The 24634-nt window shown below is 73.9% G+C and carries 16 protein-coding genes and 1 pseudogene; 1 reads left to right on the forward strand and 16 read right to left on the reverse strand.

Annotation, left to right across the window (positions count from 1 at the left end):
* Positions 1-5: 5 nt before the first annotated feature.
* The 15 genes and pseudogenes from ACZ4Z1_RS31670 to ACZ4Z1_RS31740 form a co-directional block, all read right to left on the reverse strand.
* Positions 6-1400, reverse strand: coding sequence for an alkaline phosphatase family protein (locus ACZ4Z1_RS31670; protein WP_468490087.1), 1395 nt, complete (start codon positions 1398-1400; stop codon positions 6-8).
* Complete coding sequence (gene eboE / locus ACZ4Z1_RS31675) at positions 1397-2623, reverse strand: metabolite traffic protein EboE (RefSeq protein WP_468490088.1); 1227 nt, start codon at positions 2621-2623, stop codon at positions 1397-1399. The genes ACZ4Z1_RS31670 and eboE overlap by 4 nt, the downstream gene beginning before the upstream one ends.
* A 15-nt stretch (positions 2624-2638) precedes the next feature.
* The gene (locus ACZ4Z1_RS31680; protein ID WP_468490089.1) at positions 2639-3487 is read right to left on the reverse strand and encodes a TatD family hydrolase; all 849 of its coding nucleotides are present in this window, start codon (positions 3485-3487) and stop codon (positions 2639-2641) included.
* 75 nt (positions 3488-3562) lie between these two features.
* Positions 3563-4369 (reverse strand): EboA domain-containing protein, encoded by an 807-nt coding sequence (locus ACZ4Z1_RS31685; RefSeq protein ID WP_468490090.1) that lies wholly within the window; start codon positions 4367-4369, stop codon positions 3563-3565.
* Positions 4366-5277, reverse strand: coding sequence for a sugar phosphate isomerase/epimerase family protein (locus tag ACZ4Z1_RS31690; RefSeq protein ID WP_468490091.1), 912 nt, complete (start codon positions 5275-5277; stop codon positions 4366-4368). The genes ACZ4Z1_RS31685 and ACZ4Z1_RS31690 overlap by 4 nt, the downstream gene beginning before the upstream one ends.
* On the reverse strand, positions 5274-6332 hold the full coding sequence (locus ACZ4Z1_RS31695) for an SCO3242 family prenyltransferase (RefSeq protein ID WP_468490092.1): 1059 nt from the start codon (positions 6330-6332) through the stop codon (positions 5274-5276). The genes ACZ4Z1_RS31690 and ACZ4Z1_RS31695 overlap by 4 nt, the downstream gene beginning before the upstream one ends.
* 221 nt (positions 6333-6553) lie before the next feature.
* Positions 6554-7654: an inositol-3-phosphate synthase gene (locus tag ACZ4Z1_RS31700; RefSeq protein WP_468490093.1), complete on the reverse strand. Its 1101-nt coding sequence runs from the start codon at positions 7652-7654 to the stop codon at positions 6554-6556.
* A gap of 113 nt (positions 7655-7767) precedes the next feature.
* Complete coding sequence (locus ACZ4Z1_RS31705; protein WP_468490119.1) at positions 7768-9063, reverse strand: ThuA domain-containing protein; 1296 nt, start codon at positions 9061-9063, stop codon at positions 7768-7770.
* A 156-nt stretch (positions 9064-9219) separates the two neighbouring features.
* Entirely contained in the window at positions 9220-11685 is a 2466-nt protein-coding gene (locus ACZ4Z1_RS31710; RefSeq protein ID WP_468490094.1) for a PQQ-dependent sugar dehydrogenase, read from the reverse strand.
* Between the two features lie 181 nt (positions 11686-11866).
* Positions 11867-12865 (reverse strand): annotated as a pseudogene (locus ACZ4Z1_RS31715) (sugar phosphate isomerase/epimerase family protein); the annotation flags it as partial.
* A 146-nt stretch (positions 12866-13011) separates the two neighbouring features.
* Positions 13012-14148 carry a Gfo/Idh/MocA family protein gene (locus ACZ4Z1_RS31720; RefSeq protein ID WP_468490120.1) on the reverse strand — a complete coding sequence of 379 codons (1137 nt, stop codon included), beginning with the start codon at positions 14146-14148 and terminating at the stop codon, positions 13012-13014.
* Positions 14149-14338: 190 nt separating this feature from the next.
* Positions 14339-15442, reverse strand: a complete 1104-nt coding sequence (locus ACZ4Z1_RS31725; RefSeq protein WP_468490095.1) for a substrate-binding domain-containing protein — start codon at positions 15440-15442, stop codon at positions 14339-14341.
* Positions 15442-16485, reverse strand: a complete 1044-nt coding sequence (locus ACZ4Z1_RS31730; protein WP_468490121.1) for an ABC transporter permease — start codon at positions 16483-16485, stop codon at positions 15442-15444. The genes ACZ4Z1_RS31725 and ACZ4Z1_RS31730 overlap by 1 nt, the downstream gene beginning before the upstream one ends.
* A gap of 17 nt (positions 16486-16502) precedes the next feature.
* Positions 16503-18155: a sugar ABC transporter ATP-binding protein gene (locus ACZ4Z1_RS31735; protein WP_468490122.1), complete on the reverse strand. Its 1653-nt coding sequence runs from the start codon at positions 18153-18155 to the stop codon at positions 16503-16505.
* A gap of 381 nt (positions 18156-18536) precedes the next feature.
* Positions 18537-19718 carry an ROK family protein gene (locus ACZ4Z1_RS31740; protein WP_468490096.1) on the reverse strand — a complete coding sequence of 394 codons (1182 nt, stop codon included), beginning with the start codon at positions 19716-19718 and terminating at the stop codon, positions 18537-18539.
* A gap of 249 nt (positions 19719-19967) precedes the next feature.
* Between ACZ4Z1_RS31740 and ACZ4Z1_RS31745 the strand changes: the two genes are divergently transcribed.
* Positions 19968-23360, forward strand: coding sequence for an ATP-binding protein (locus tag ACZ4Z1_RS31745; protein ID WP_468490097.1), 3393 nt, complete (start codon positions 19968-19970; stop codon positions 23358-23360).
* A gap of 79 nt (positions 23361-23439) precedes the next feature.
* Here ACZ4Z1_RS31745 and ACZ4Z1_RS31750 read toward each other — a convergent pair whose 3' ends face one another.
* Positions 23440-24363 carry a siderophore-interacting protein gene (locus ACZ4Z1_RS31750; protein WP_468490098.1) on the reverse strand — a complete coding sequence of 308 codons (924 nt, stop codon included), beginning with the start codon at positions 24361-24363 and terminating at the stop codon, positions 23440-23442.
* Positions 24364-24634 lie beyond the last annotated feature (271 nt).

Here is a 24634-nt window from a genome sequence, read left to right on the forward strand (position 1 = left end):
CGTTGTCAGTGGGTGCGGGCAAGATGAAGGAGCAGTGACTTCACGTCGGTGGCGGCGAAGGGGGTGGGCAGGGGTGCGTCGGCTGCGGAGCAGATGAGGAGCGGGCCGTCGGCCGGATCGGTTCCGGGCGCGGGGAGCAGGCCGTGGCTGCCGCGTACGGGTTCGGGGTCGAGCGGGACGACCGCCATGCGGTAGCGCAGGCCGGCCTTCTTGCGGGCCAGGGCGGTCGCCGCGCGCAGCCGTACGTACGGGTCGCGGGGATCCATGAAAAGTTCGGCCGGGTCGTAGCCGGGTTTGCGGTGGATGTCGACGAGGCGCGCGAAGTCGGGCGCGCGGGCGTCGTCGAGCCAGTAGTAGTACGTGAACCAGGCGTCGGGCTCGGCGAGGGCGACGAGTTCGCCGGAGCGGGGGTGGTCGAGGCCGTACGCCTTCTTGCCCTCGTCGTCGAGCAGCCGGTCCAGGCCGGGCAGTCCGGTCAGGGCCGCGCGGGTCGCGTCGAGGTCTTCGGGACGGCGTACGTAGACGTGGGCGATCTGGTGGTCGGCGACGGCGAAGGCGCGGGAGACGGTGGGGTCCAGGTACTCCATCCCGTCCTGCGTGTGCACTTCCAGCAGGCCGGCGCGGCGCAGGGCGCGGTTGACGTCCACGGGGCGGCGGACGGGCCGGATGCCGTATTCGGACAGGGCGACGACCGTGACGTCCGTGCTGCGGGCGTCGGCCAGGAGGGGGCCGATGACGGTGTCGAGCGCGGCGGCGGCCGTGGCGGCGCGGGGGTCGTCGGGGCCGTAGCGCTGGAGGTCGTAGTCGAGGTGCGGGAGGTAGCAGAGGGTGAGGTCGGGGTGGCGGGTGTGCAGCAGGTGGCGGGTCGCGTCGGCGATCCATTGTGAGGAGGGGAGGGATGCGGTGGGCCCCCAGTACGTGAAGAGGGGGAAGGTGCCGAAGCGGCTGGTGAGTTCGTCGTGGAGGGACGGCGGCCGGGTGTAGCAGTCGGGTTCCTTGCGGCCGTCGGCGTAGTAGACGGGGCGTGGGGTGACGGTCCAGTCGGTGTCGGCGCCCATGGCGTACCACCAGCAGACGTTGGCGACCGTGTAGCCCGGGTGTTCGCGGCGGGCGGCGTCCCAGAGCTTGTCGCCTGCGACGAGGGCGTTGTGCTGGCGCCAGAGGTGGACTTCGCCGACGTCCCGGAAGTACCAGCCGTTGCCGACGACGCCGTGCCGGGCGGGCGGCGTGCCGGTGAGGAACGTGGACTGGACCGTGCAGGTCACAGCGGGCAGCACGGTGTCCAGCGGCGTGTACGCACCGGTGTCGGCGAGCGCTTGGAGGTGCGGCATGTGCGTGAGGAGACGAGGGGTGAGGCCGACGACGTCGAGGACGAGCAGGCGGTTCGGTGCTGCGCTCATGGGAGTTCCTTGAGTCCGAGGTCGGCCAGCAGGTCGCGGGCGAGGGCGAGTTCGGCCGCGATGCCGTCGGCGAGGCGGCTTCTGCTGCGGGGGCGCAGGCCCGGTGGGAGAGCCTGCCAGGTGTAGGTCTCGACTTCGAGGTGGCGGGTGCGCGGCACGGGTCCGCCTACGAGGAGAGCCAGCGTGTCCCGGAGGACGGGGAGAGTGGAGGTGAGCGGCGGCTCGGGCGGGGCGTGCAGCGGTACGTGGAAGTGCGCGCGCCACGGTGCCGTGACCGGCAGGCCGCCGTCGGCCTCCCCGGCCAGGGCTTCGCCGAGGTCGTCCGTGCCGCGCAGTCGCCCGTCGGGGGTACGGGTGCGCGCCTGGTGGAGGAAGCGCGGTTCGGCGAAGGCGCACAGGGCGGCGCGTACGTCCGTGTGGTCGGGGTGTTCGGCGTGCAGCGCGGCGGACAGCTGCGCCTTGACGACGGGAACGCGCGCCCGGCCGAGGGCTTCGAGGGCCGTGTGCGGATACTCGAAGGAGGTGGCGAGGTGGCAGGTGTCGACGCAGACGCCGATGCGGTGGGCCGGGGGTGCGGCGGGCCAGGACGGCTCGTCCCGCCCGTGCCCGAGAGCGTCGGCGGCTTCGGCGGTGGTCTCGATCAGGCAGCCGGGTTCGGGCTCCAGGCCGACGCGGACGGAGCGGCCGGTGAGTTCTTCGAGGGCGTCGAGCCGGCCGGCGAGGGTGTGCAGCGCGCCGAGAGCGGCGGTCCGGCGGGCGGCGGCGTCGCGTACCGCGTCGAAGTCGGTGTGCCAGGCGAGGGGCAGCGTGGAGATGGTGCCTTCGGTGACGTCGTCGGGGAGAAGGGCGGCCAGCAGCCGGGCGAGGTCGGCGGTGTGGTCCAGGCGCGCGGGCTCGGTCCAGTCGGGCCGGTAGACGCGGTACTTGACACGGCTGTCGCCGAAACCCTGGTACGGGAACCCGTTGAGGGTGACGACTTCGAGGCCGCGGGCGTCGAGTTCGCGCCGCAGCCCGCGCAGCGCGGCGGGGTCGCGGACGAGCGCGCGGGCGGCGTCGCGGGCGAGCCACAGGCCGATGCCGAGACGGTCCCGGCCGAGGCGTCTGCGTACGGGTTCGCAGTGTTCGCGGAGTTGGACGAGCACCCCGTCCAGGGTCTCGGCGGGGTGGACGTTGGTGCAGTACGCGAGATGGACGGTCGACCCGTCGGGGTGCCGGAAGCGCATGTCCCGTCGTCCTCCTCATTCCCCGCCGCGGAGGATGGAGTTGCCCTCGTGCAGGGCGCCCGGAGGCTGCGTGCTGAGGTCCAGCCGACCGCTGAGGCCGTAGAACGCGACGGGGTTGCGCCACAAGACCTGGTCCACGTCGTCCTCGGTGAACCCGGCGGCCAGCATCGCCTCGCCGACGTGCCGTGTCTTCAGCGGATCGCTGCGGCCCCAGTCTGCGGCGGAGTTGACCAGCACGCGGTCGGTGCCGTGCAGGCGCAGGACGCGCACCATGCGGTCGGGGTCCATCTTGGTGTCCGGATAGATGGAAAAGCCCAGCCAGCAGCCACTGTCAGTGGCCTGCCCTACCGTTGTCTCATTGAGATGGTCCAGGACGACGTGATCGGGGGGCAGAGCGGATTCACGCAGGACGTCGAGGGTGCGCCTGAGGCCCGCCGCCTTGTCGCGGTGGGGGGTGTGGACGAGGGCCGGCAGGCCGTGGTCCACGGCGAGCTGGAGCTGGGCGGCGAGGGCGGTGTCCTCGGCGGGGGTCATCGAGTCGTAGCCGATCTCGCCGACGGCGACGACCGGGTCTTTTACGAGGTAGCGGGGCAGGGCGTCGAGGACGGGGGTACAGCGGGGGTCGTTCGCCTCTTTGGGATTGAGGGCGAGCGTGCAGTGGTGGGCGATGCCGTACTGCGCGGCACGGAAGGGTTCCCAGCCCAGGAGGGAGTCGAAATAGTCGAAGAGACTGGCCGGTGAGGTGCGGGGCTGCCCCAGCCAGAAGGAGGGCTCGACGACGGCGCGGACACCCGCGGCGTGCATGGCTTCGTAGTCGTCCGTGGTGCGGGAGGTCATGTGGATGTGCGGGTCGAAGATGCGCATCGGGTCTCCTCGCGTGCCGGGGGTACGGTGCCGGCGGCCTGGCGGTCCGGCGGCCGGGCCCGGCACCGGTGGAGGTCAGGTACCGGCTGAGTCGGATACCGGGGAGCGGTCGGTGACGGAGCGGTCGGCGGCGGAGCGGTCGGTGCCGGAGCGGGACGGAAAGGGGGATGCGGATGGAGCGGTGGACACGGACGGTGCGGTGAGGGCCATGACGCGCTGGACGTCGGCGGGTACGGAGCGGTACGCGGCGGTGCGCTCACGGGCGTATTCGGCGAGCATGTGGGCCAGCTCCGTGTCCCCGCGGGCGCGTTCGGCCAGGCCGGCCACGGCGGCCACCGGGACGCCGGTGAACAGGCACTTCAGTACGGCGTGCCGCCAGGTGTGCGCGTCGAGGTGACGGGCGGCGTACGGACCCACGGCGGCGGCGACCAGCCGGGTGTCGTTGCTGCGCAGCGCGTCCTCGACGAGCGGCCGGGCGCTCGGGCCGAGGTCCAGGTGGGGCAGCGCCATCAGCACGGCGCGGCGTTCGGCGGCGGTGCCGTGCCGGTAGAGCCGGGTGACGGTCCGGGCGTCGGCACGGGCCGTGTGCAGGAGCAGGATGCGGGCAGCCTCGGCCGCTTCCCGGTCCCGCGCGTACGGCGGCTCACGGCGGGTGCAGTACCGGCCCGCCGAGGCGAAGCGCATCTCCCACACGGGCGGAGCGTACGCGGTGTAGGAGTGAGCACCGTCGCCGTCCGCCGTGCCCCGGGGGCCTGCGGCTTCGGCTTGCGCTTCGGCGTGTGCCTCGTCCAGCGCCTCGTCCAGCCAGGCGCGCCCGGCACCGCCGAGCCGGTCACGCAGGGCCGTGTGGAGCTGGGCCATCCAGTCCTGCGGCGTCATCATCGCGGGCCTCCTGCGCTCGGGGCGGACAGGTGCGACGGGGTGGGGGCGCGGGGCGGTTCGGCGGCGCGCAGGAACGGGAGGGAGGTGCGGGCGTGGTGCGGGCCGGCGTGGGAGTGGCGGGGCAGTTCGACGCTGACCAGGCCCTGGTAGCCGGTGTCCCGGAGCGCTGCCAGGACCGGCGGGAAGTCGATCTCGCCTGCTCCGAACGGCAGGTGTTCGTGTACGCCGCGCCGCATGTCCTCGATCTGGACGTGCCGCAGCCAGGGCGCGGCGGCGCGGACGCATGCGGCGGGCGGGTCGGGTTCCAGGCACTGGCAGTGGCCGATGTCCAGGGTCAGGCCGAGGACGTCGGCGGGCGGGGCGGCGAGTGTGGTGCGCAGGTGGTGGAAGCCGGCGAGGTCGGAGAGGAGGTGCCCGGGTTCGGGTTCGACGGCCACAGGGATGCGGGCGGTGGCGGCCGCGTCGAGTACGGGGACGAGTGCGCCGGCGAGGCGTTGCCAGGCGGCGGGTTCCGGCGTACCGGGAGGGCGGGGTCCGCTGAAGCAGTGCACTGCCGTGGCGCCGAGGTCCGCGCCGACGCGGACCGCGGTGCGGAGCAGGTCGACGCGGGCCGTGCGGGTGTCCGGGTCGGGGTCGAGGAGAGTGGGGTGGTGCTTGCGCCGGGGGTCGAGGACGTACCGGGCGCCGGTTTCGATGGCGATGGACAGGCCCAACGTATCGAGGCGGCGCGCCAGTTGGGCCGTTCGTGCCGCAAGGTCCGGGGCGAGGGGGTCGAGGTGCATGTGGTCGAGGGTGAGGGCGACGCCGTCGTATCCGAGGTCGGCGAGGAGGGCCAGCGCGTCGGTCAGCCGGAGGTCGGTCAGGCCGTTGGTGCCGTAGGCCAGGCGGAGCGGGTTCGTCGCGGTCACGTCGGGCTGACCTTCCGGGACAGCCGCCGGGCGGCGGGCACCAGGGCCAGGAGAGCGGCACCCGTACCGGGCGCGCCGGCGCGTGCGGTGAGGGCTGCCTGGAGCGGGATCATCGCGCGGATTCCGCTGCCGACGGCGCGCTGGAGGAGGTAGGGCGAGGGGTTGAGGGCCGCGTGGAAGAAGGGGCGCGCGGCGGTCCCGGCGTAGAGGGCCGCGGCGGCCTTGGGGACGGCTCCCGCGACCCCCACGAGCCCCATGTGCCCTATATGCCCTATGTGCCCCATGTGTGGCATGGCTCCGTTCGCGGCGGCAGCTCTGGGCGGAGAGGGACGCGGGCGGCGTCTCCTGCCGAGCCCGCCGCCCCTGCCGACCCCCCGAAGCCCGCCGGCCACCCCGCCCACCGCCGTCACGACCCCCAATGCGGCCAGCGGCAAAGCCGGGGAGCTGCCTTGGGCTTCGCGGCGCGAGACGGCGGTGACCGCGAAGGTGTGGGTGCCGAGCAGCGCCGCCGACGGCAACGCCTTCCCCATCGCCCGGCCCCACCCCCGCCCCCACTCCCATCCCTGCCCCTGCCCCTGCCCCTGCCCCTGCCCCTGCCCCTGCCCCTGCCCCAGAGTCTGGCTCCGTCCGCGCTCGTGCCCGTGCGCCCGTCCCCGCACCGGGGCCGCCGATGCCGCGCCCTGCAGTACGTCGAGGGTGCGGGCGCAGGCCATGGCCAGCGGGCCCGCCGGGGTGTTCTTCAGGCGGAGGTCGTAGGCCCAGACGGTGGCGGCGAGCGCGGTGGCGGTGACGAGGGACGGGCGGCCTGCGGCGGCCGCCAGGGCGAGGCCCGCCGCCGTCAGTCCGGCGGCCGCGCCGAGGGCGGCGGCCGGGGCGATGCGGCCGGACGGGATGGGACGTTCGGGGCGTTCGACGGTGTCGATGTCGCGGTCGGCCCAGTCGTTGAGGGCCATGCCCGCCTCGTAGAGGCAGAGGGACGAGCCGGTGGCGAGAAGGGTGCGGCGGCCGGGCCCGTACCCGGCCGCCGCAGCCCCCGCCAGCAGGTCCCCCGGCACGCTGAACAGCGCAGATACGCGCAGGAGTCGCAGCCAGGGAGAGACGGCGGGGGAAGGCTCCATCGGCCCTCGGCCGGAAGAGACGCGAGCAGCATCGGCGGACGGAGCCGCGGCCGCAGCAGCGGTCGCGCCCTTGGCCGCCACCACAGCTCCAGCCCCATCCCCGGCCCCACCCGCACCCGCACCCGCACCCGCACCCGCACCCGCAGACGGTATGAACCTCATCGCCGACACCCCCCGAGCCCCCGCGCGAACGCAACAAGTTCGGCGTACTGGTCGGCCAGTGCGGCGGGCCCGCCGTCCGGGTCTTTGAAGTAGAAACCCAGAGGGATGAGCGGCCCGGAGAGGCCGGCCGCGTGTGCGGCGGCTGCCAGGCGTACGAGGTCGAGGACCAGCGGCGCGGCGAGCGCCGAGTCGCAGCCCTGCCAGACGGTCTGGAGGGTCATGCGGTTGCCGAGGAAGCCGTCGAAGGCGACGTGGTCCCAGGCGGTCTTCCAGTCGCCGAGCGCCGGGACGTTGTCGATGTGCACCTCGCCGGGTGGTGCCGCGCCGAGGTTGTCCGCGAGGACGCGTGCCTTGCCCGCGTTCTTGGCGGCCGCGGCCGCCGGGTCGGTCAGGGTGGCGCCGTCGCCGCCGCCGAGCAGGTTGGTGCCGGACCAGGCGCGTACGGAGAGGGCCCGTTGGGCGAACATCGGGGCGAGGACGGAGCGCAGCAAGGTCTGGCCGGTCTTGCCGTCGCGGCCCGCGTACGGCAGTCCGCTGCACACGGCCATCTGCTGGAGCAGTGGGTGGTGCATGCCGGTGGACGGCGTGAAGTTGACGTACGGGCAGCCTGCGCGCAGCGCCGCGTGCGCGTACAGGGAACTGGGCGGGAGGCGGTCGTCGGCGTCGTCGTACCCGCTCGCCGGTTCCGTCGAGGCGACGTTGACGACGACCGCGCGGTCCAGGCCGTGGGTCCGTACGAACGCCCGGAGGTCGGCGGTGAAGGCCGTGACCAGTTCCGCGTCCCCGCGGGTGTCGCCGGGGAGCGGGCCGCCGGGCCGTACCGCGTCGTCCGCCGCGGTCAGTTCGGCGTGCACGGCGCGCGGCAGGTCGTGCGGGAGCACGCCGCCCGCCGCCAGTTCCTCGGCCCGCTTGGGCAGCGGGTACGCCGCGGTGTCGTGGCCGCCGAAGACGAGGGAGGTCAGCGGCGGCAGCGGCACTCCGTCGAACGGCGGGGTCTCGGTGACCATGCCGGTCGGCGGGTGCAGTCCGGCGGCGATCGCGGCGCAACCGGCGACCGCGGTGGTCGCGACCGAACCCCGCGCCCCGATCAGCCACACCCCCGTACGTCCGCCACTGCCGCCACCGCCCCTGGCCTCAGCCCCGACCTCAGCCCGAGCCCCATCCCCACACCCACATCCGCACCCATATCCGCACCCGCACTCCAACCCCGTCATTCCCTACCGCCCTTCGCCGCCGTCTCGAACTCCTTCACCCGGATGTTGCGGAAGGAGATCCGGTCCTCGTCACCGTGGTTCTGGATGCCGATGTGGCCCTGGCGCAGGCTGCGCGCCGGGTCCGTGTTCGTGAAGTCGTTGATCTTGTGTCCGTTGAGGTGGATCCGCAGCCGTTCGCCCTCGACGCGCAGTTCGTAGGTGTTCCACTCCCCCGGCGGGTTGAGCGCGGCGTCGCGCGCCTCGGCGTCCGCGCCCTGGAAGCCGTACACGGCTCCGGTGGTGCGGTCGGGGGCGTCGGTGGCGTCGATCTGGATCTCGTAGCCGTTGTTCACGGCCGACCAGGGATCGTCGGAGGGCGGGAAGCCGATGAAGACCCCGGAGTTGTCGTCGCCGTCGGCGCCGGACATCTTCCAGTCGAGTTTGAGGGAGTACGAGCCGAACTCCCGGGCCGTGTACCAGAGCATGCCCATGCCTCCGGCGGAGGTCAGGGTGCCGCCCTCCAGGGTGAAGGAGCCGGGGCCCGCCTGCTGCCAGCCGCGGGTGGAGGTGCCGTCGAAGAGTGCCCGGTAGCCGGTCTCCGGGCGGCAGTCGGCCTGTGCGGCGCCGGTGGCCCAGCGGATGCCGCCCAGCAGGTGCGTGCGGAAGGCGGGGTCGGCGAAGGACTGTCCGGTGTGCCCGCCGCCGGTGTGGAAGGCCCGGCCGCCGCGGTACTCCTGGCACCAGGCGATGGGGTGGTCGCCGCGCATCGTGCCGCCGCTGTACGTGGATTCGTCGAGGGCGGCCAGGACGTGGGCGCGGGCGCGCGGGCTGGTGCGGTAGTTGTACCACTCGTCGGTGCGGTTCCAGGCCGCCGCGAGGTGGGAGGTGGCCGGGTGGGCGCGGTCCTCGACGCGTACGGTGGCGGGCTGTACGGCGGGGTGGGACTGGAAGTAGGCGCCGGCCAGGCCGCCGTAGAACGGCCAGTCGTACTCGGTGTCGGCGGCGGCGTGTACGCCGACGTATCCGCGGCCGTGCGCGATGTAGCGTTCGAAGGCCTGCTGCTGGGCGGGCCGCAGCACGTCGCCGGTGGTGGAGAGGAAGACGACGGCGGCGTAGCGGGCGAGGCGCTTGTCGGTGAAGGCGGCGGCGTCCTCGGTGGCGTCCACGGCGAAGCCGTGCCGCTTGCCGAGGTCCTTGACGGCGGCGATGCCGTCGGGGATCGAGTCGTGCCGGAATCCGGCGGTCTTGGAGAAGACCAGGACGCGGTTCGCCTCGCGTTCCGGGGCGCGGGGGCCCTCGCCTGGCAGGGTCATTGTCGCCAGCAGGGTGGCAGCGGCCGCCGCGGTGGTGGCCGGCCGGGCACAGGGGTACATGCCGGTTCTCCTTCCTCCGGCCACGGGGCGGGCGGCCGGCGGCTCTGCGTCCGGTCGGCCCGGGCGCTGTCCGCCCGCCCCGGTGGCCACCTGGGGTCAGCCGGTGGTGAAGGTGAAGTCGTCGACGTCGAAGAGGGCTCCCGTGCCGCTGCCCTTGAAGACGAGGTAGAGGGTGGTGGTACCGGCCGGCGGTTTGCCGTTGAGAGTGGCCGAGACGTCGGTGAAGGTCTCCCAGCCGCCGGTCACCGGCACTTTGACGCTGCCGAGCAGCCGTCCGTCCGCCCGGCCCGTACGGATCTCCAGCGTGCCGCCGGCTCCGGCGGAGGAGACCCGGGCGGTGAACTTCTTCGCGTTCTTGACGATGTACGGCGTGAATGCGATCCAGTCGCCGTGGTCGATGTCGCCGACGGTCCGGCCGCCGTGCGCCGGTGTGTGGGTGACGACCCGTACGCCCCGGGAGGTGCCGAAGTGCTCGGCCTGGCGGTGCCGGGGCTGGGTGACGGCCTGGTCGTGGGTGGTCAGCGGCGGCTGGCCGTTCGCGCCCCGGTCGGTGTATTCGGCGTCGAAGACCCCGAAGATGTTGGCGTTGGGGTCGTGCTCGTTGTCCGCCGACGTCTGGAGAGTGCCGGAGCAGCCGTTGGCGGAGGTGACGGGGTGGCCGTGGCTGTCGTGCCCGAGGATGTGGGTGACCTTGACCTTGGCGCAGTCGACGGTGCGGTCCTCGGGGTCGGTGACCTCGACCCGGAACGGGATCTCGTCGCCGAAGGTGAACAGCTGCCCGTCGCCGGGGAGCTGGAGTCTCACCTCGGGCGCGGTGTTGCCGACGGTCAGGTACACGCTCGCCGAGCCGGTCCGGCCGCCGGGGTCCTTGACGGTCACGGTCGCGGTGTAGGTGCCGTTCTTGCGGTACGTGTGGGCGGGGTTCTGCCGGTTCGAGGCCGTACCGTCGCCGAAGTCCCAGGTGTAGGTGAGCGCGTCACCGTCCGCGTCGGTGGCCGAGGCGCCGAACCGCACCTTCAGCGGCGCCTGCCCGGAGGTACGGTCGGCCTTGGCCTCGGCGACCGGTGAGTGGCCGCCGGTGGCGTTCTCGATGCGGTAGAGGGCGGAGTTCTCGTCGCCGTTGAAGTAGCCGGTGCCGTAGTCCAGGACGTACAGCGCGCCGTCCGGGCCGAAGGCCATGTCCATGACCTGGGTGCCCTTCCAGGGGAAGGCGTTGACGGTCCGGCCCGTGCCGTCGGCGGCCTGTTCGATGCGCTTGATCCAGCGGCGCCCGAACTCGCCGGCGAAGAAGTTCCCGTCGTACGCCTGCGGGAACTTCACCTGCGAGGTGGAGGCGGCGTCGTAGCGGTAGACGGGCCCGGCCATCGGGGACTCGGATCCGGTGCCGAATTCGGGCACCGACCCGCCGTCGTACGGGATCCACGCGGGCTGGGCGGCCGGCAGGTCGGTCAGTCCGGTGTTGCGCGGCGAGGTGTTCCTGGGTGCGGCGCAGTCGAAGGCGGTGCCCGGGGTTTCGGTGGCGAAGTCGTAGTCCACGTAGGCGTCGTTGTTGCCGGTGCAGTACGGCCAGCCGAAGTTGCCGGGTTTGGTGACGCGGGTGAACTCGACCTGGCCGGCGGGGCCCCGCTGGGGGTCGGCGGTGCCCGCGTCCGGGCCGTAGTCGCCCACGTGGACGGTTCCGGTGGGCTTGTCGACGCTCATCCGGAAGGGGTTGCGGAAGCCCATCGCGTAGATCTCGGGCCGGGTCTTCGCGGTGCCGGCCGGGAAGAGGTTGCCGTCGGGAACGGTGTACGTGCCGTCGGCGTTGACCTTGATGCGCAGGATTTTGCCGCGCAGGTCGTTGGTGTTGCCCGCGCTGCGCTGGGCGTCGTAGGCGGGGTTGCGGATCGCGCGTGCGTCGATGGGGGTGTAGCCGTCGGAGGCGAACGGGTTGGAGTCGTCGCCGGTGGAGAGGTAGAGGTTGCCCTGGGCGTCGAAGTCGATGTCGCCGCCGACATGGCAGCAGATGCCGCGGGAGGCGGGCACGTCCAGGATCTTCTTCTCGCTCGCCGTGTCCAGGGTGCCGTCGGCCTTGAGGACGAAGCGGGAGAGGCGGTTGACGCCGTCGAACTTCGCGAAGTCCGCGGCGGTGCCCTCGTCGGGGGCGTCGCCGGACGGGGTGCCGAGCGGGGGCGCGTAGTACAGGTAGACAAAGCGGTTGGCGGCGAATTCGGGATCGATGCCGACGCCCTGGAGGCCCTCCTCGTCGTGGCTGTAGACGGGCAGCTTGCCCGCGACCTTCGTGGTGCCGCCCGCGTCGGTCAGGCGAACCGTTCCGTCACGCGAGGTGTGCAGCACGGACCGGTCGGGCAGCACGGCGAGCGTCATCGGCTCGCCCGTCTCGGGCTCCCCCTTGGCGAGGGTGACCTGCTGGAAGTCCTCGGCGGCGGGAGCGTCCGGAGCGGCGGGCGCCGCGGTGGCGGCCGGGACACCGGCCAGGGACAGGGACGTGGCGGCCAGCAGCGCGCTCGCGAACAGGGCGAGTGCCGGGCGCAGGGAGCCTCGGCGTGATCTTCGGTGCACGGTACCTCCCTTACGGGTGGGTGGGCAGCGGGATGTCACTCGGGCTGACGGCCCGGCGGTCGGGTGCTCGTCCTCAGACGCCGGACGGGGCCGTGCCACCGGACGGAGCCGTGCCACCGGACGACGGGCCCGCACTGTGCAAGGGAGCCGCACTGTCCGACGAGCCCGCACTGTCCGACGGTCCCGCACCGAACGCCGCGTCGAACGCGGCGGCGGGCGGCTCGTAGTCGTACGACTTGAGGTGGGCCAGCGCTTCGGGCGCGCCCTGGAGGCGGTCCATGCCCGGGTCCTCCCACTCGACCGACACCGGCCCCTCGTAGCCGATCGAGCGCAGCATCCGGAAGACGTCCTCCCAGGGCACCTCGCCGTGCCCGGCCGAGACGAAGTCCCAGCCGCGGCGCGGGTCGCCCCAGGGCAGGTGGGAACCGAGGCGGCCGTTGCGGCCGTCCAGCCGGCGCCGTGCCTCCTTGCAGTCCACGTGGTAGATCCGGTCCCGGAAGTCGTACAGGAAGCCGACCGGGTCGAGGTCCTGCCAGACGAAGTGGCTGGGGTCGAAGTTGAGGCCGAAGGCGGGCCGGTCGCCGATCGCCTCCAGGGCGCGGCGGGTGGTCCAGTAGTCGTACGCGATCTCGCCGGGGTGCACCTCGTGGGCGAAGCGCACGCCTTCCGCGTCGAAGACGTCCAGGACCGGCCCCCAGCGCCCGGCGAAGTCGGTGTAGCCGCGTTCGATCATCTCCGGCGGTACGGGCGGGAACATCGCGACCAGGTGCCAGATGGCGGAGCCGGTGAAGCCGACGACGGTCCGTACGCCGAAGGCCGCGGCGGCGCGCGCGGTGTCCGCCATCTCGGTGGCGGCCCGGCGCCGTACGCCCTCCGGCTCGCCGTCGCCCCAGACGCGGGCGGGCAGGATGGCGCGGTGCCGCTCGTCGATGATCGCGTCGCAGACGGCCTGGCCGACCAGATGGTTGGAGACGGCCCAGCACTTCAGGCCGTACTTGTCGAGCAGCTGGCCCCGGGTGGCGAGATAGCCGGGCTCGGCCAGCGCCCGGTCCACCTCGAAATGGTCGCCCCAGCAGGCGAGTTCGAGCCCGTCGTAGCCGAAGTCGCGGGCGAGCCGGCAGACCTCCTCCAGGGGCAGGTCCGCCCACTGTCCGGTGAAGAGCGTGAACGGTCTGGCCATACGGATCTCCTCGGTACGGGCGGGGCGGACGGTGTGCCGGTGTAGTCATGGGGCCGGTGTGGCGGTGGGGCGATGGCGGCGGTGGTGCGGTGGGGGAAGGGACACGATCGGGCGCCGGGCCGCGACTGGCAAGAGGGGCCGGGGCGTCAGGTGGGGAAGTCGGCCACGGCCGGGGGTACGGGCGTGTACGCGCAGTTCTCGGCGGCGCTGTCCTCGACCGCCGCCAGTACCCGCTGCACCTGGAGCCCGTCCGCGAAGGACGGCGCGGGCTCGGTGCCGGCGGCGATGGCGTGCACGAGGTCGCGGGCCTGGTGGACGAAGGTGTGCTCGTAGCCGAGGCCGTGGCCGGGCGGCCACCACGCCTCCAGATACGGGTGGCCGGGTTCGGTGACCAGGATGCGGCGGAAGCCGGCCGCGACGGCCGGTTCGGTGTGGTCGTGGAAGGAGAGTTCGTTGAGCCGTTCCAGGTCGAAGGCGAGCGAGCCGCGCTCCCCGTTCAGTTCGATGCGCAGCGCGTTCTTGCGGCCCGCGGCGACCCGGCTGGCCTCGAAGGAGGCGAGCGCGCCGGAGGTGAAGCGGCCGGTGAACAGCGCGGCGTCGTCGACGGTGACGGTGCCCCGGCCGCCCGCGGGCAGCGGCCGTTCCCGTACGAAGGTGCCGGTGACCGCGGAGACGCCGGTGAGCCGTTCCCCCGCCAGGTACTGGGCCAGGTCCACGATGTGCGCGCCCAGGTCGCCGAGCGCGCCGGAACCGGCCTGTTCCCGGCGCAGCCGCCAGGTCAGGGGTGCCTCGGGGGCGACCAGCCAGTCCTGGAGGTAGCTGGCGCGTACGTGCCGCAGGGAGCCGATCCGGCCCTCGCGGATCATCCGGCGGGCCAGCGCGACGGCCGGGGTGCGGCGGTAGTTGAAGCCGACCATGGCGAACCGGCCGCGGGCGCGGGCGGCCGAGGCGGCGGCCACCATCGCTTCCGCTTCCGCCACGGAGTTGGCCAGCGGCTTCTCGCACAGCACGTGCTTGCCGGCCGCCAGCGCGGCGACGGCGATCTCGGCGTGGCTGTCGCCCGGCGTGCAGATGTCGACGAGCTGCACGTCGTCGCGGTCGAGCAGGCGCCGCCAGTCGGTCTCGGCGGCGGCCCAGCCGTGCCGGGCCGCGGCGGCCGCGACGGCGTCCCGGTCCCGGCCGCACACTGCGTTCATCGCGGGGCGCAGCGGCAGGTCGAAGACGCGGCCCACCGTGCGCCAGCCCTGGGAGTGGGCGGCGCCCATGAAGGCGTAGCCGACCATGCCGATGCCCAGTTCGGCCCGCGGGCCGGGCGGCGGAGGCTGCCGGTGCGGCGGGGTCACCTCCGTGACCGGTCGTGCGGCGTGCGGTGCGGGTTCCTGCGCGTGGTCGTCGTGTTCATCCATGCATCACCTCGTCGGTCGGCCGTGGCCGGCGGTCTTCCGGGTTCGGATAACTGCGCATTTCCGGCGCTCAGTTGAAGCCGGTGGGGAGGTATTCGTCGACGTTGTCCTTGGTGACGACGGCGGAGTAGAGGGTCACCGAGGCGGGGATCTCCAGTTCGGCGGTGCCGGAGATGCCCCGGCCCTGGGCGAGGGCGCGGGCCAGGTCGATGGCGGAGGCCGACATGGTCGGCGAGTAGAGGACCGTCGCCCGCAGCACGGAGTTGCCGGCCTTGACGGTCTCCATGGCGCGCCGGGAGCCGGCGCCGCCGACCATCAGGAACCCGTCCCGCCCGGCCTGCTCGATGGCGCGCTCGGCACCCACGCCCTGGTCGTCGTCGTGGTTCCACAGCGCGTCGAAGGAAGGGTGCGCCTGGAGCAGGCCGGCCATCTTCGCCTGCCCGGACTCCACGGTGAACTCGGCGGCCTGCCGCCCCACCTTGCGGATGTTGGGGTAGTTCTTCAGGGCGTCGTCGAAGCCCTTGGTGCGCTCCCGGGTCAGTTCGAGGGTGTCGATGCCGGCCAGTTCGACGACCGTCGCGTCCGGCTTGTCCTTGAGCTGCTCGCCGATGTAGCGGCCGGCGTTCAGGCCCATCCCGTAATTGTCGCCGCCGATCCAGCAGCGGTACGCCTGCGGTGAGGCGAAGACCCGGTCGAGGTTGACGACGGGGATGCCGGCCCGCATGGCCTTCAGCCCGACCTGGGTGAGCGCCTTGCCGTCGGCCGGGAGGATCACCAGGACGTCGACCTTCTTGTTGATGAGGGTCTCGATCTGCCCGATCTGCTGGGCGGTGTCGTTGGAGCCCTCGGTGATGTCGAGGGTGACGTCCTGGTAGCGCTTCGCGCGTCTCCTGGCGTTCTGGTTGATGGCGTTCAGCCATCCGTGGTCGGCCTGCGGACCGGCGAAGCCGATGGTGACCTTCTTACCGGGCTTGTCGTCCGCGCCGCCCGCCTGCTGCTGCGTGACGCCTGCGGACGTGTCGCCGCGCTGGTTGCTCGTGCAGGCGCTGAGCAGCGCGCCTGCGGAGACCGCCGCCGCGCCGAAGAGGATGCCCCGGCGGCTGTTGCCCCGGGCGGCCGGGGTACCCGCCTCCGTGCCGTAGGGACCGTACGGACCCGGTGTGCTGTCGGTCATCACTTGTGCCCCTTCTGGACCAGTACGGCGACGACGATGATGGCGCCCTTGGCGATCTGCTGGACGGCGGTCTCCAGGTTGTTCAGGGCGAACAGGTTGGTGATCGTGGTGAAGACCAGGACGCCGAGCACCGAGCCGGTGACGGTGCCGCGGCCGCCGCTGAGCAGGGTGCCGCCGATGATCGCGGCGGCGATGGCGTCGAGCTCGTAGAGGTTGCCGTTGGTGTTCTGGCCCGACCCGGTCAGCACGATCAGCAGGAAGGCGGCGATGCCGCAGCACAGCCCGGACAGCAGGTACAGCAGCAGCCGCTGCCGCCGTACGTCGATGCCCGCCAGCCGTGCCGCCTCCGGGTTGCCGCCGACGGCCACGGTGCGCCGCCCGAAGGTCGTACGGTTCAGCAGCAGCCAGCCGACGGCGGTGACGGCGGCGAAGACCAGCACGATCGGCGGGACGCCGAGGACGTACGCGTCGCGCCGGCCGAGGTCCAGCACGGACGGGACCGACACGATCTGCGTACCGCCCTGGCTGATCTGGAGGGCGAGGCCGCGGGCGGCGGCGAGCATGGCGAGCGTGGCGACGAACGGCACCATGCCCCCGAAGGCGACCAGCAGTCCGTTGACCAGCCCGCAGCCGAGGCCGACGAGCAGCGCGCAGAGCAGGATGCCGCCGAGGCCGTACTCCTGGGTGGCCACGGTCGTCGCCCAGACCGTCGCGAGCGCGACCATCGCGCCGACGGACAGGTCGATCCCACCCCCGATGATCACAAAGGTGACGCCGACGGTCACCACGCCGATCACCGACGCCTGGGTGAGCACGAGTTGCAGGTTCTGCACGCTCAGGAACTGTTCGGGCCGGGTGAGGGCACCGACGGCCACGAGCGCCGCGAGCACGCCGAGCAGGGAGAGGTTGCGTACGTCGGCACGGGCGCGCGGCCGGCCTCGGACGCCGGGGGTGCGGGACGGGGGCGGACCGGGCGCATCCGGCGCGGGGCCGGGCGCCGGGGCACGTCCGGAACCGGGCCCCGACACCGGGCGGTAAGGCACTTTCTCTCCGGAGGTGTTCACGGTCGGTCTCCTCGCGACGTGTCGGCGTTCGCGTCCCGTGCGGTGGTCACGTCCTGTACGGCGCTTGCGTCCCGCACGGCGCCCGTGTCCTGCACGGCCCCTGCGTCCCGTACGGCGTTCCCGGCCCGTGCGGCGCTCGCGGCGTCCCGGGCGGCCCCGGCGGCGCTGCCCGCCATGACCAGGGCGAGCACCCGGTGCTCGTCCAGCGCCGCCGCGCTGTCCTCGTGGACGACCCGGCCCTCGCGCAGCACCAGCACCCGGTCGGCCAGGCCCAGGACTTCGGGGATCTCGCTGGACGCCAGCAGCACCGCCACCCCGTCGTCGGCGAGCCGCCGCACCAGCGCGTACAGCTCGGCACGGGCGCCGACGTCCACTCCCCGGGTCGGCTCGTCGAGGAGCAGCACCCGGCAGCCGCGCAGCAGCCAGCGGGCCAGTACGGCCTTCTGCTGGTTGCCGCCCGACAGGGTCCGTACCGGCCGGTCCGGGTCGTCGGGCCGGAGCGACAGATCGCGGGCGGCGGCGCGGGTGGCCGAACGTTCCGCCGCGCGGTCCAGCCACCCGGCGCGGGAGAAGCGCGGCAGCGAGGAGACCGAGACGTTGCGGTTGACGGACTCCAGGAGCAGCAGCGCCTGGGACTTGCGCTCCTCGGGGGCGAGGCCGAGTCCGGCGCGTACGGCGGCGGGGACGCTCCCGGGGCGCAGCGGACGCCCGTCGACCAGGACGCGGCCCGCGGTGGGGCGGCGGGCACCGAAGACGGTCTCCAGGATCTCCGAGCGCCCGGACCCGACGAGCCCGGCGAGCCCGAGGATCTCGCCCGGGTACAGGTCGAAGTCAAGCGGCGCGAACTCGCCGCGGCGGGCGAGCCCTCGCGCCGTGAGGACGGGGACGGGGCCCGTGTCCACGGTGGCGCTGCCCTGCCGTACGGGAAAGGTGTGCTCGACGGAGCGGCCCGTCATCAAGGTCACGATGTCCCGGGTGCGAGTCGTCCGCGCGTCCAGCCCGCGCGCCGCCGCGCGGCCGTCCTTCAGGACGGTGACGCGGTCGCCGACCTGGCGGATCTCCTCCAGCCGGTGCGAGATGTACACGACCGCGACGCCCGCGCCGGTCAGGTCGGCGACGATCCGGAAGAGGTTGCCGACCTCGTCCGGGTCGAGGGCGGCGGACGGCTCATCCATGACGATCAGCCGGACGTCGTGCGAGAGGGCCCGCGCCATGGAGGCGATCTGCTGCCCGGCGGCGGACAGCGAGCCGGCCGGCGCTCCCGGGTCGATCTCGGGGTGGCCCAGCCGGCCGAGGATGCCGGCGGTGGCGGTGCGCGCCGCCCGGGAGCGGACGAAGCCGGCGGTGGCCCGCTCGTGCCCGAGGAAGACGTTCTCGGCCACCGACAGGTGCTCCACCAGGTCGAGTTCCTGATAGATGGTGGCGATGCCGAGCCGCATGGCGGCGGCAGGGGACTTCAGCGCGACCGGCGCGCCCTGCCAGCGGATCTCGCCCGCGTCGGGCTGGTGGACCCCGGCCAGCACCTTGATCAGGGTGGATTTGCCGGCGCCGTTCCGGCCGAGGAGACAGTGTGTCTCACCGGCCGTCACATCGAGGTCGACGCCGTCCAGGGCCCGGACGCCGGGAAAGGACTTGGTGATGCCGTGCATGGTGAGCAGGGGGCCGCCGGGTCCCGGCGGCGGGCCGGACGAGTCCCCCTGACCGGCCGGGGCCGGCGGTCCGGGATGGCGCTCTGGTGCCATGGCGTGCGGCCTCCTCGACGGGCGTCGGCGGGCGGGCGGCGTGGCGTACGGCGGGGCGGGTCGGGCGCGTGCGGGAAGTGCTGCGTAGTGCTGCGGTGCGGGGCCCTGGTTGCGGACGTACGGCGGTACCGGCGTACGGCGTGCTCGGCGCGCGCGTACGGAGCCGGGCGGTGCCCGATCGGTGCGGAGCGGGACGGTGTCCGATCGGTGCGGGGCCGTGCGGCGGTGCTGTGCGGTTCCAGCAGTGCTGTGCCGCGCGGTCGGTGCTGCGCTGGGCTGTGCTGTGCGTCAGGCGGGTGAGAACAGGTGGTCGCTGGTCAGGCGGGCGGCACCGGTGACGCCCGCCGCCTGGCCCAGCTCCCCCAGCACGATGGGCAGATTGTTCGTCGCCAGCGGCAGCGACTGGCGGTAGACCTGGGTGCGGATCGCGGCGAGGAGGGTGTGGCCGAGGCCGGTCACACCGCCCCCGATCACCACCAGGCCCGGGTTGAAGAAGCTCACGAGCCCGGCGATGACCTGGCCGGTGCGGGTGCCGCCGGACCGGATCAGGTCCAGCGCGACGGGGTCGCCGGAGGCGGCAGCGGCGGCCACCTCCGGCGCGCCGAGCGTGCCGGAGGTGGCCAGCCGCGCCGCCAGCTCCGGTGAGGTGCCCTCGCGCGCGGCGGCCTCCGCGTCGCGGGCGAGGGAGGCGCCGCCGAAGTACGCCTCCAGGCAGCCGCGGTTGCCGCAGGCGCACGGGCGGCCGTCCGGTTCGACCTGGATGTGACCGATGTCGCCGGCGCTGCCCGTCGTACCGCGGTAGACCTCGCCGCCCACGACGATGCCGCAGCCGATGCCCGTACCGATCTTGACGAAGAGGAAGTCCTGCACGGTGCGGGCGACGCCCGCGTGCTGCTCCCCCACGGCCATCAGGTTGACGTCGTTGTCGACCATGACGGGGCAGCCCAGTTCCTGGCTGAGCGCCTCCCGTACGGGGAAGCCGTCCCAGCCCGGCATGATCGGCGGTGCCACCGGCACGCCTTCGGGGAAGCGGACCGGCCCCGGCACGCCGATGCCCGCGCCGTCGAACCCCTCGGCCACCCCGCTCGCCTTCAGCTTGCCCGCCAGGGCGAGGGCCTGCTCGAAGACGGCGACCGGCCCCTCGCGGACGTCCATGGGCTGGGTCAGATGGCTCAGTACCTCCAGCTCGGCGTTGGTGACGGCCACGTCGACGGAGGTGGCGCCGATGTCGATGCCCAGGAAGCGCAGCGAGGGCGCGAGCCGGACGTTGTGCGAGCGGCGGCCGCCGCGGGAGGCGGCGAGGCCGTCGGCGACGACCAGCCCGGTCTCCAGCAGCCGGTCCACCTCCACGGCCAGTTTCGAGCGTGACAGGTCGACCTGGTCGCCCAGCTGGGCGCGGGAGCTGGGGCCGTGATCGCGGAGCAGGCGGAGGAGCCGCGCCTGGTGCGCGTTGGCCGGCCTCGCCGTCATGCGCCTCACGCCACCCCTCCAGCCGTCGTCGGCCGCACGTGGTCCGGCACCGAGCGATGCCGGAGCTTTCGAGGGGAACGTAGCAGTGCTTGTCCGGACGGGGAAGAAGTATGGACAGGATCCGTGCCGACTTTCTCCTGTGCGAGGACAAAGCCTGGGTGAGCATGGGCAAGCCTCGGCAGCGGTCCGCCCGCCGCGCCTTCGTGGCCGCTGGTCGGCGGCCGGCGGCGGTCCGGGGAGAATGGGCCGGTGAACTACCGCTACCGCGTGCTCGGCGCCGCCCGGGCGTGCCGCCCCGACGGCACCGAAGTGCCCGTCAAGGGGGCACGGCTGCGTGCCCTGCTGGCGGCGCTCGCGGCGGGCGGCGGGCGTCCCGTACCGCCGGACCGGCTCATCGCCCAGGTGTGGGGCGAGGGACAGGAGCCGCCCGCGGACGCCTCCGCGGCGCTCCAGGCCCTGGTCGGCCGGCTGCGCCGGGCCCTCGGCGGGCCGGCGGTCACCTCCTCGCCCGGCGGGTACGCGCTGGCGGCCGGGCCGGACAGCGTCGACCTCTTCCGCTTCGAACGGCTGGCGGCGGAAGGTACGGCCGCGCTGCGCGACGGCGACCCCGCGAAGGCGGCCGGCCTGCTGGACGAAGCGCTGGCACTGTGGCACGGCCCCGCGCTGGCGGACCTGCCGGGAAGGGACGGCGACCCGCTCGCCGTACGGGCCGAACGGCGGCACGGCGAGGCCCGCCGCACCCTGCTGGCGGCCGAGGTGGCGCGGGGCCGGGCGGCGGACACCCTGGCCGAACTGGCGTCGCTGACCGCGGCGGAGCCCTTGGACGAACCCCTGCAAGCACTGCGCATCCGGGCGCTGTGGGCGGCGGGCCGGCAGGCGGAGGCGTTGCAGGCGTACGAGGAGGTACGGGCGGGGCTCGCGGAGCGACTGGGCGCCGACCCCGGCGCCGAACTCCGCTCCTTGCATGCGCAGTTGCTGTCCGGAAACCCGGCACCGGGACCGTCCACGGCACCGCGGCCACCCACGGCACCGGTTCCCTCCCCTCCCCCACTCTCCGGGGGCCTCCGCGCCCGCCTCACCTCTTTCGTGGGCCGTTCCGACGAACTGGCCGCCCTTGCGGGCGAGTTGTCCGAACGGCGGCTGGTGACGCTGCTGGGTGCGGGCGGCGTCGGAAAGACCCGCCTGGCCCTGGAGGCCGCGGACGCCTCCGGCGCGCACCCCGGACGCCGGCCCGACGGTGTACGGGTCGCCGAACTGGCCTCCGTACGGGACCCGGAGAGCGTGCCCGAAGCCGTACTGACCGCACTCGGCGGGCACCCGACGCAGGTCCGCGGCCCCGGCGCCGACGAGCTGCGGGCGCCCGGCGGGCTCCCGACGGCGCTCGCCCGGGTGGTGGAGCACTGCGGGCAGCGGCAGCTGCTGCTCGTGCTGGACAACTGCGAGCACGTGATCGGCGCGGCAGCCGAACTGGCGCACGCCGTACTGACCGGCTGTCCCGGCGTGACGGTGCTGGCCACCAGCCGCGAACCGCTCAACGTCCCCGGCGAGTCCGTCCTCCCCGTCGAGCCGCTGCCGGCGCGGGCCGCACTCCGGCTGCTGGCCGAGCGGGGTGCCGCCGCGCGCCCCGGATTCCGTACGGAGGACGATCCGGCCGCGTGCGCCGAGATCTGCCGCAGGCTCGACGGGCTGCCGCTCGCCATCGAGCTGGCGGCGGCCCGGCTGCGGGCGCTGACCCCGCGGCAGATCGCGGAGCGGCTGGACGGCCGGTTCCGGCTGCTGACCGGCGGCAGCCGGACGGCGCTGCCCCGGCAGCAGACGCTGCGCGCGGTGGTGGACTGGTCGTGGGACCTGCTCACGGCGGACGAGCGCGCGGTGCTGCGCCGGCTGTCCGTCTTCTCCGGGGGCTGTGAAGCGGCGGAGGCGGAGAAGGTGTGCACCGTCCCCGCCCCGGCCGACGGCCCCCACCGTCCCGCCGACGTCCTGGCCGTACTCACCTCTCTTGTCGACAAGTCGCTGGTCGCCGCCGCGCCGGAGAGTCCGCGCGGGATGCGCTACCGGCTGCTCGAAACGGTCGCCGAGTACGCCGGGGAGCGGCTGACGGAGTCCGGGGAGCGGACGGCCGTGGAGCTGCGGCACCTGACGGCGTACCGGGAGCTGGCCCGTACCGGCGACCCCGGGCTGCGCGGGCCGGAGCAGGCGCGGTGGCTGGAGCGCCTGGAGACCGAGCACGCCAACGTACGGACCGCGCTGCGCACGGCGGTCGGCCGGGGCGAGGAGCAGGAAGCCCTGTGCCTGGCGCTGTCCATGAGCTGGTTCTGGCAGCTGCGCAACCACCAGGCGGACGCCCGGCACTGGTCCGCCGCCGTCGCGGAACTCGGCCCCGACCCGTTCGCCGGCCCCGTACGGGCCGCCGAACCGCTGGCGGACCGGTGTACGGCGGTACCGCCGCCGTGGTCCGGGGAACGGCTGCGGGAGGCCCGGCGCGGGGTGCGCCTGCTGGTGCTGGCGAGCAGCGGCGACCAGGCCGGGCCGGCAGGCGGGGTGCGCCCGGAGGCGGTCGCCGCCGCATACCGTCCGGGGCTGCCGCAGACCGCGCGGCAGCCGGGCGTCATGTGGTTCTTCGCCCGGCTGATGGCCGGGGAGTTCGCGGGGCTCGACGAGGCCGTCGACGCGGTCGTGCAGCACTGCCGGGACGTGGGCGACGGCTGGGACCTGGGCCTGGCGCTGCTGCTGCGCACCAAACTGCTCGGCGGCCGGCCCACCGGACCGGACCGGTCGGCGCGCGACGCGGAGGAAGCGCTGGCGCTCTTCGAGGCCGCCGGCGACCTGTGGGGGATCGCCGAATCCCTATCCGCGCGCGGCGACGCGTACGAGCGGCGCGGGCAGTACGCACTGGCGGACGCGGACTTCGAGCGTGCCATGGAGTCTTCCGCCCGGATCGGGGCGCACGCGCAGGTACCAGAGTTCAAGGCGAGGCTGGCGGCCGTACGGCTGGAAGGGAGGTACGGGACGGATGAGAGCGGCGGCGAAGCCGCAGCGAACGGCTCTTCCTTCTCTCTCCGGGTGCAGCAGGCCGAGCGGCTGCTGCTGGAGGCCGTGGCCGAGTCCCGGTCATCCTCCGGCGAGACGCTCAGCACGGCGCGGCTGCTGCTGGCCCGGCACTACGGGCGGACCGGGCGCACCACGCTCGCCCGGGAGCAGCTGCACGAGGCCCAGCAGGCGTTCACCACCGGTACGCCGGCCCTCTTCACCGGCATGGTGACGGGCCTCCACGGCTGGCTGGACTGTCTCGACGGGGACTTCGCGGGCGCCCGGGAACACATCCGGCGTGCCGTACGGCAGCTCGACAGCCTCGCTCCGCTGGTGGCGCCCCACCTGATCACCCACCAGTTCCTCGCGGCGGCCTGGGCGATGGCTCACCTGGAGGCGGCCGAGGACGGGGCGCGCCTGCTGGGCGCGTACGACCGGCACGCGCCCGCGTCGGAGGGTTTCGGCCTCCAGCCGCTGCCGCCCACGGCCGAGGACCGGGTGCGGCGGCAGGCCGAGGCGGCACTGCGGGCGGCACTGACAGCCGATGCGTACGAGAGCGCCCGGGCCGAGGGCGGCGGCCTCTCCGTGCGGGAGGCCGCCGCCCTCGTCTGACCGATGCCCTCATCTGGTCGGTGCCCTCATCTGGCCGCCGCCCCGTCTGATCGCCGCCGCCACCTGGCCGGTGCCCGCTTCACCGGGCGTCGGCAAGCCGTTCCCGCGCCTCCGCCAGATCCTCCTCCGTCGGCGCGTCGTCCTGGGCCAGCGCACGCCGCCAGTATCCGGTGAAATCGATGTCCCGCTTGTCCAGGCCGCGGTCCTCGACCAGGTGCCTGCGCAGCGCACGGACCGCGCCCGCCTCCCCGGCGAGCCAGGCGAACACCGATCCCGCCGGGAACCGCGCTCCCCGCACCGCCTCGACCAGCAGCTCACCGGGCCCGGCCGGCCCCGTACCGCGGTGCAGCCAGTGCACGGTCAGCTCCCCGCGGGTGTCGAAGGCCTGCTCGTCCGCCGCGTCCGCGACCTCGATGTACGCCACCGCGCGGGCGCCTTCGGGCAGCCACTCGGCCAGCGTGCCGATGGCCGGCAGCGCGGTCTCGTCCCCGGCGAGCAGCGTCCAGTCGGCCGCGCCGAGGGGGACGGGCCGGGCGAAGTACGCCGACGGGCCGAACATGCCCAGGGTGTCGCCCGGCGCGGCGGTGCGCGCCCAGCGGGTCGCCGGGCCGGTCTCCGGGCCGTCCGCCGGAGTACCTGCCGGGCCGCCCGCCGCATCCGGACCGTGCAGGACGAAGTCGATGTCGATCGTGCCGTCCGCGGGGTGGTGCGCCCGGACCGTGTAGCTGCGCATCCACGGCCGTTCGTCCTCGGGTAGCGCCTGGAGCGCCTGGTACCACCGCATCATGTCACCGTCGGCGGACGGCTCCGGCAGCCGCGGGACGTCCTGCCCGGGCCGGGGGAAGTACAGCTTCACCTGCTGGTCCGGCGCGTCGAGACGGAATCCGACGAGGTCAGGGCCGCCGAAGGTGACGCGGACCAGGTGCGGTGAGAGCCGCCGGACCGCGGTGACCCGGAGGTACCGGACGGGCAGGGGTGCCGGCCGGGAAGTCTGCTGCTGCATCGCGTCTCCTTGGGGCGGGCCACCGGCTGACTACAGCGGTGGCGCGAGGGACGCACAGCGCGCGGGCCGGGGGCGTGAACCCTGGCGCGCTGTGCGGGACAGTGACACGACCGTCGCAGCCGCCGCCTACACGCCGCCTACAGCTCACCTGCACGAGCACGCACGGACAGCCGGCTCTCCCGCCCGCCACACGCGCGGCCGAGCTATCCGGGTGATTCGCCCGCACGGCCGTCACTACGGGCCCTCCACCGTCAATACGTCTGCTGACAGG

The sequence above is a fragment of the Streptomyces sp. NPDC030165 genome (genome assembly GCF_055573595.1).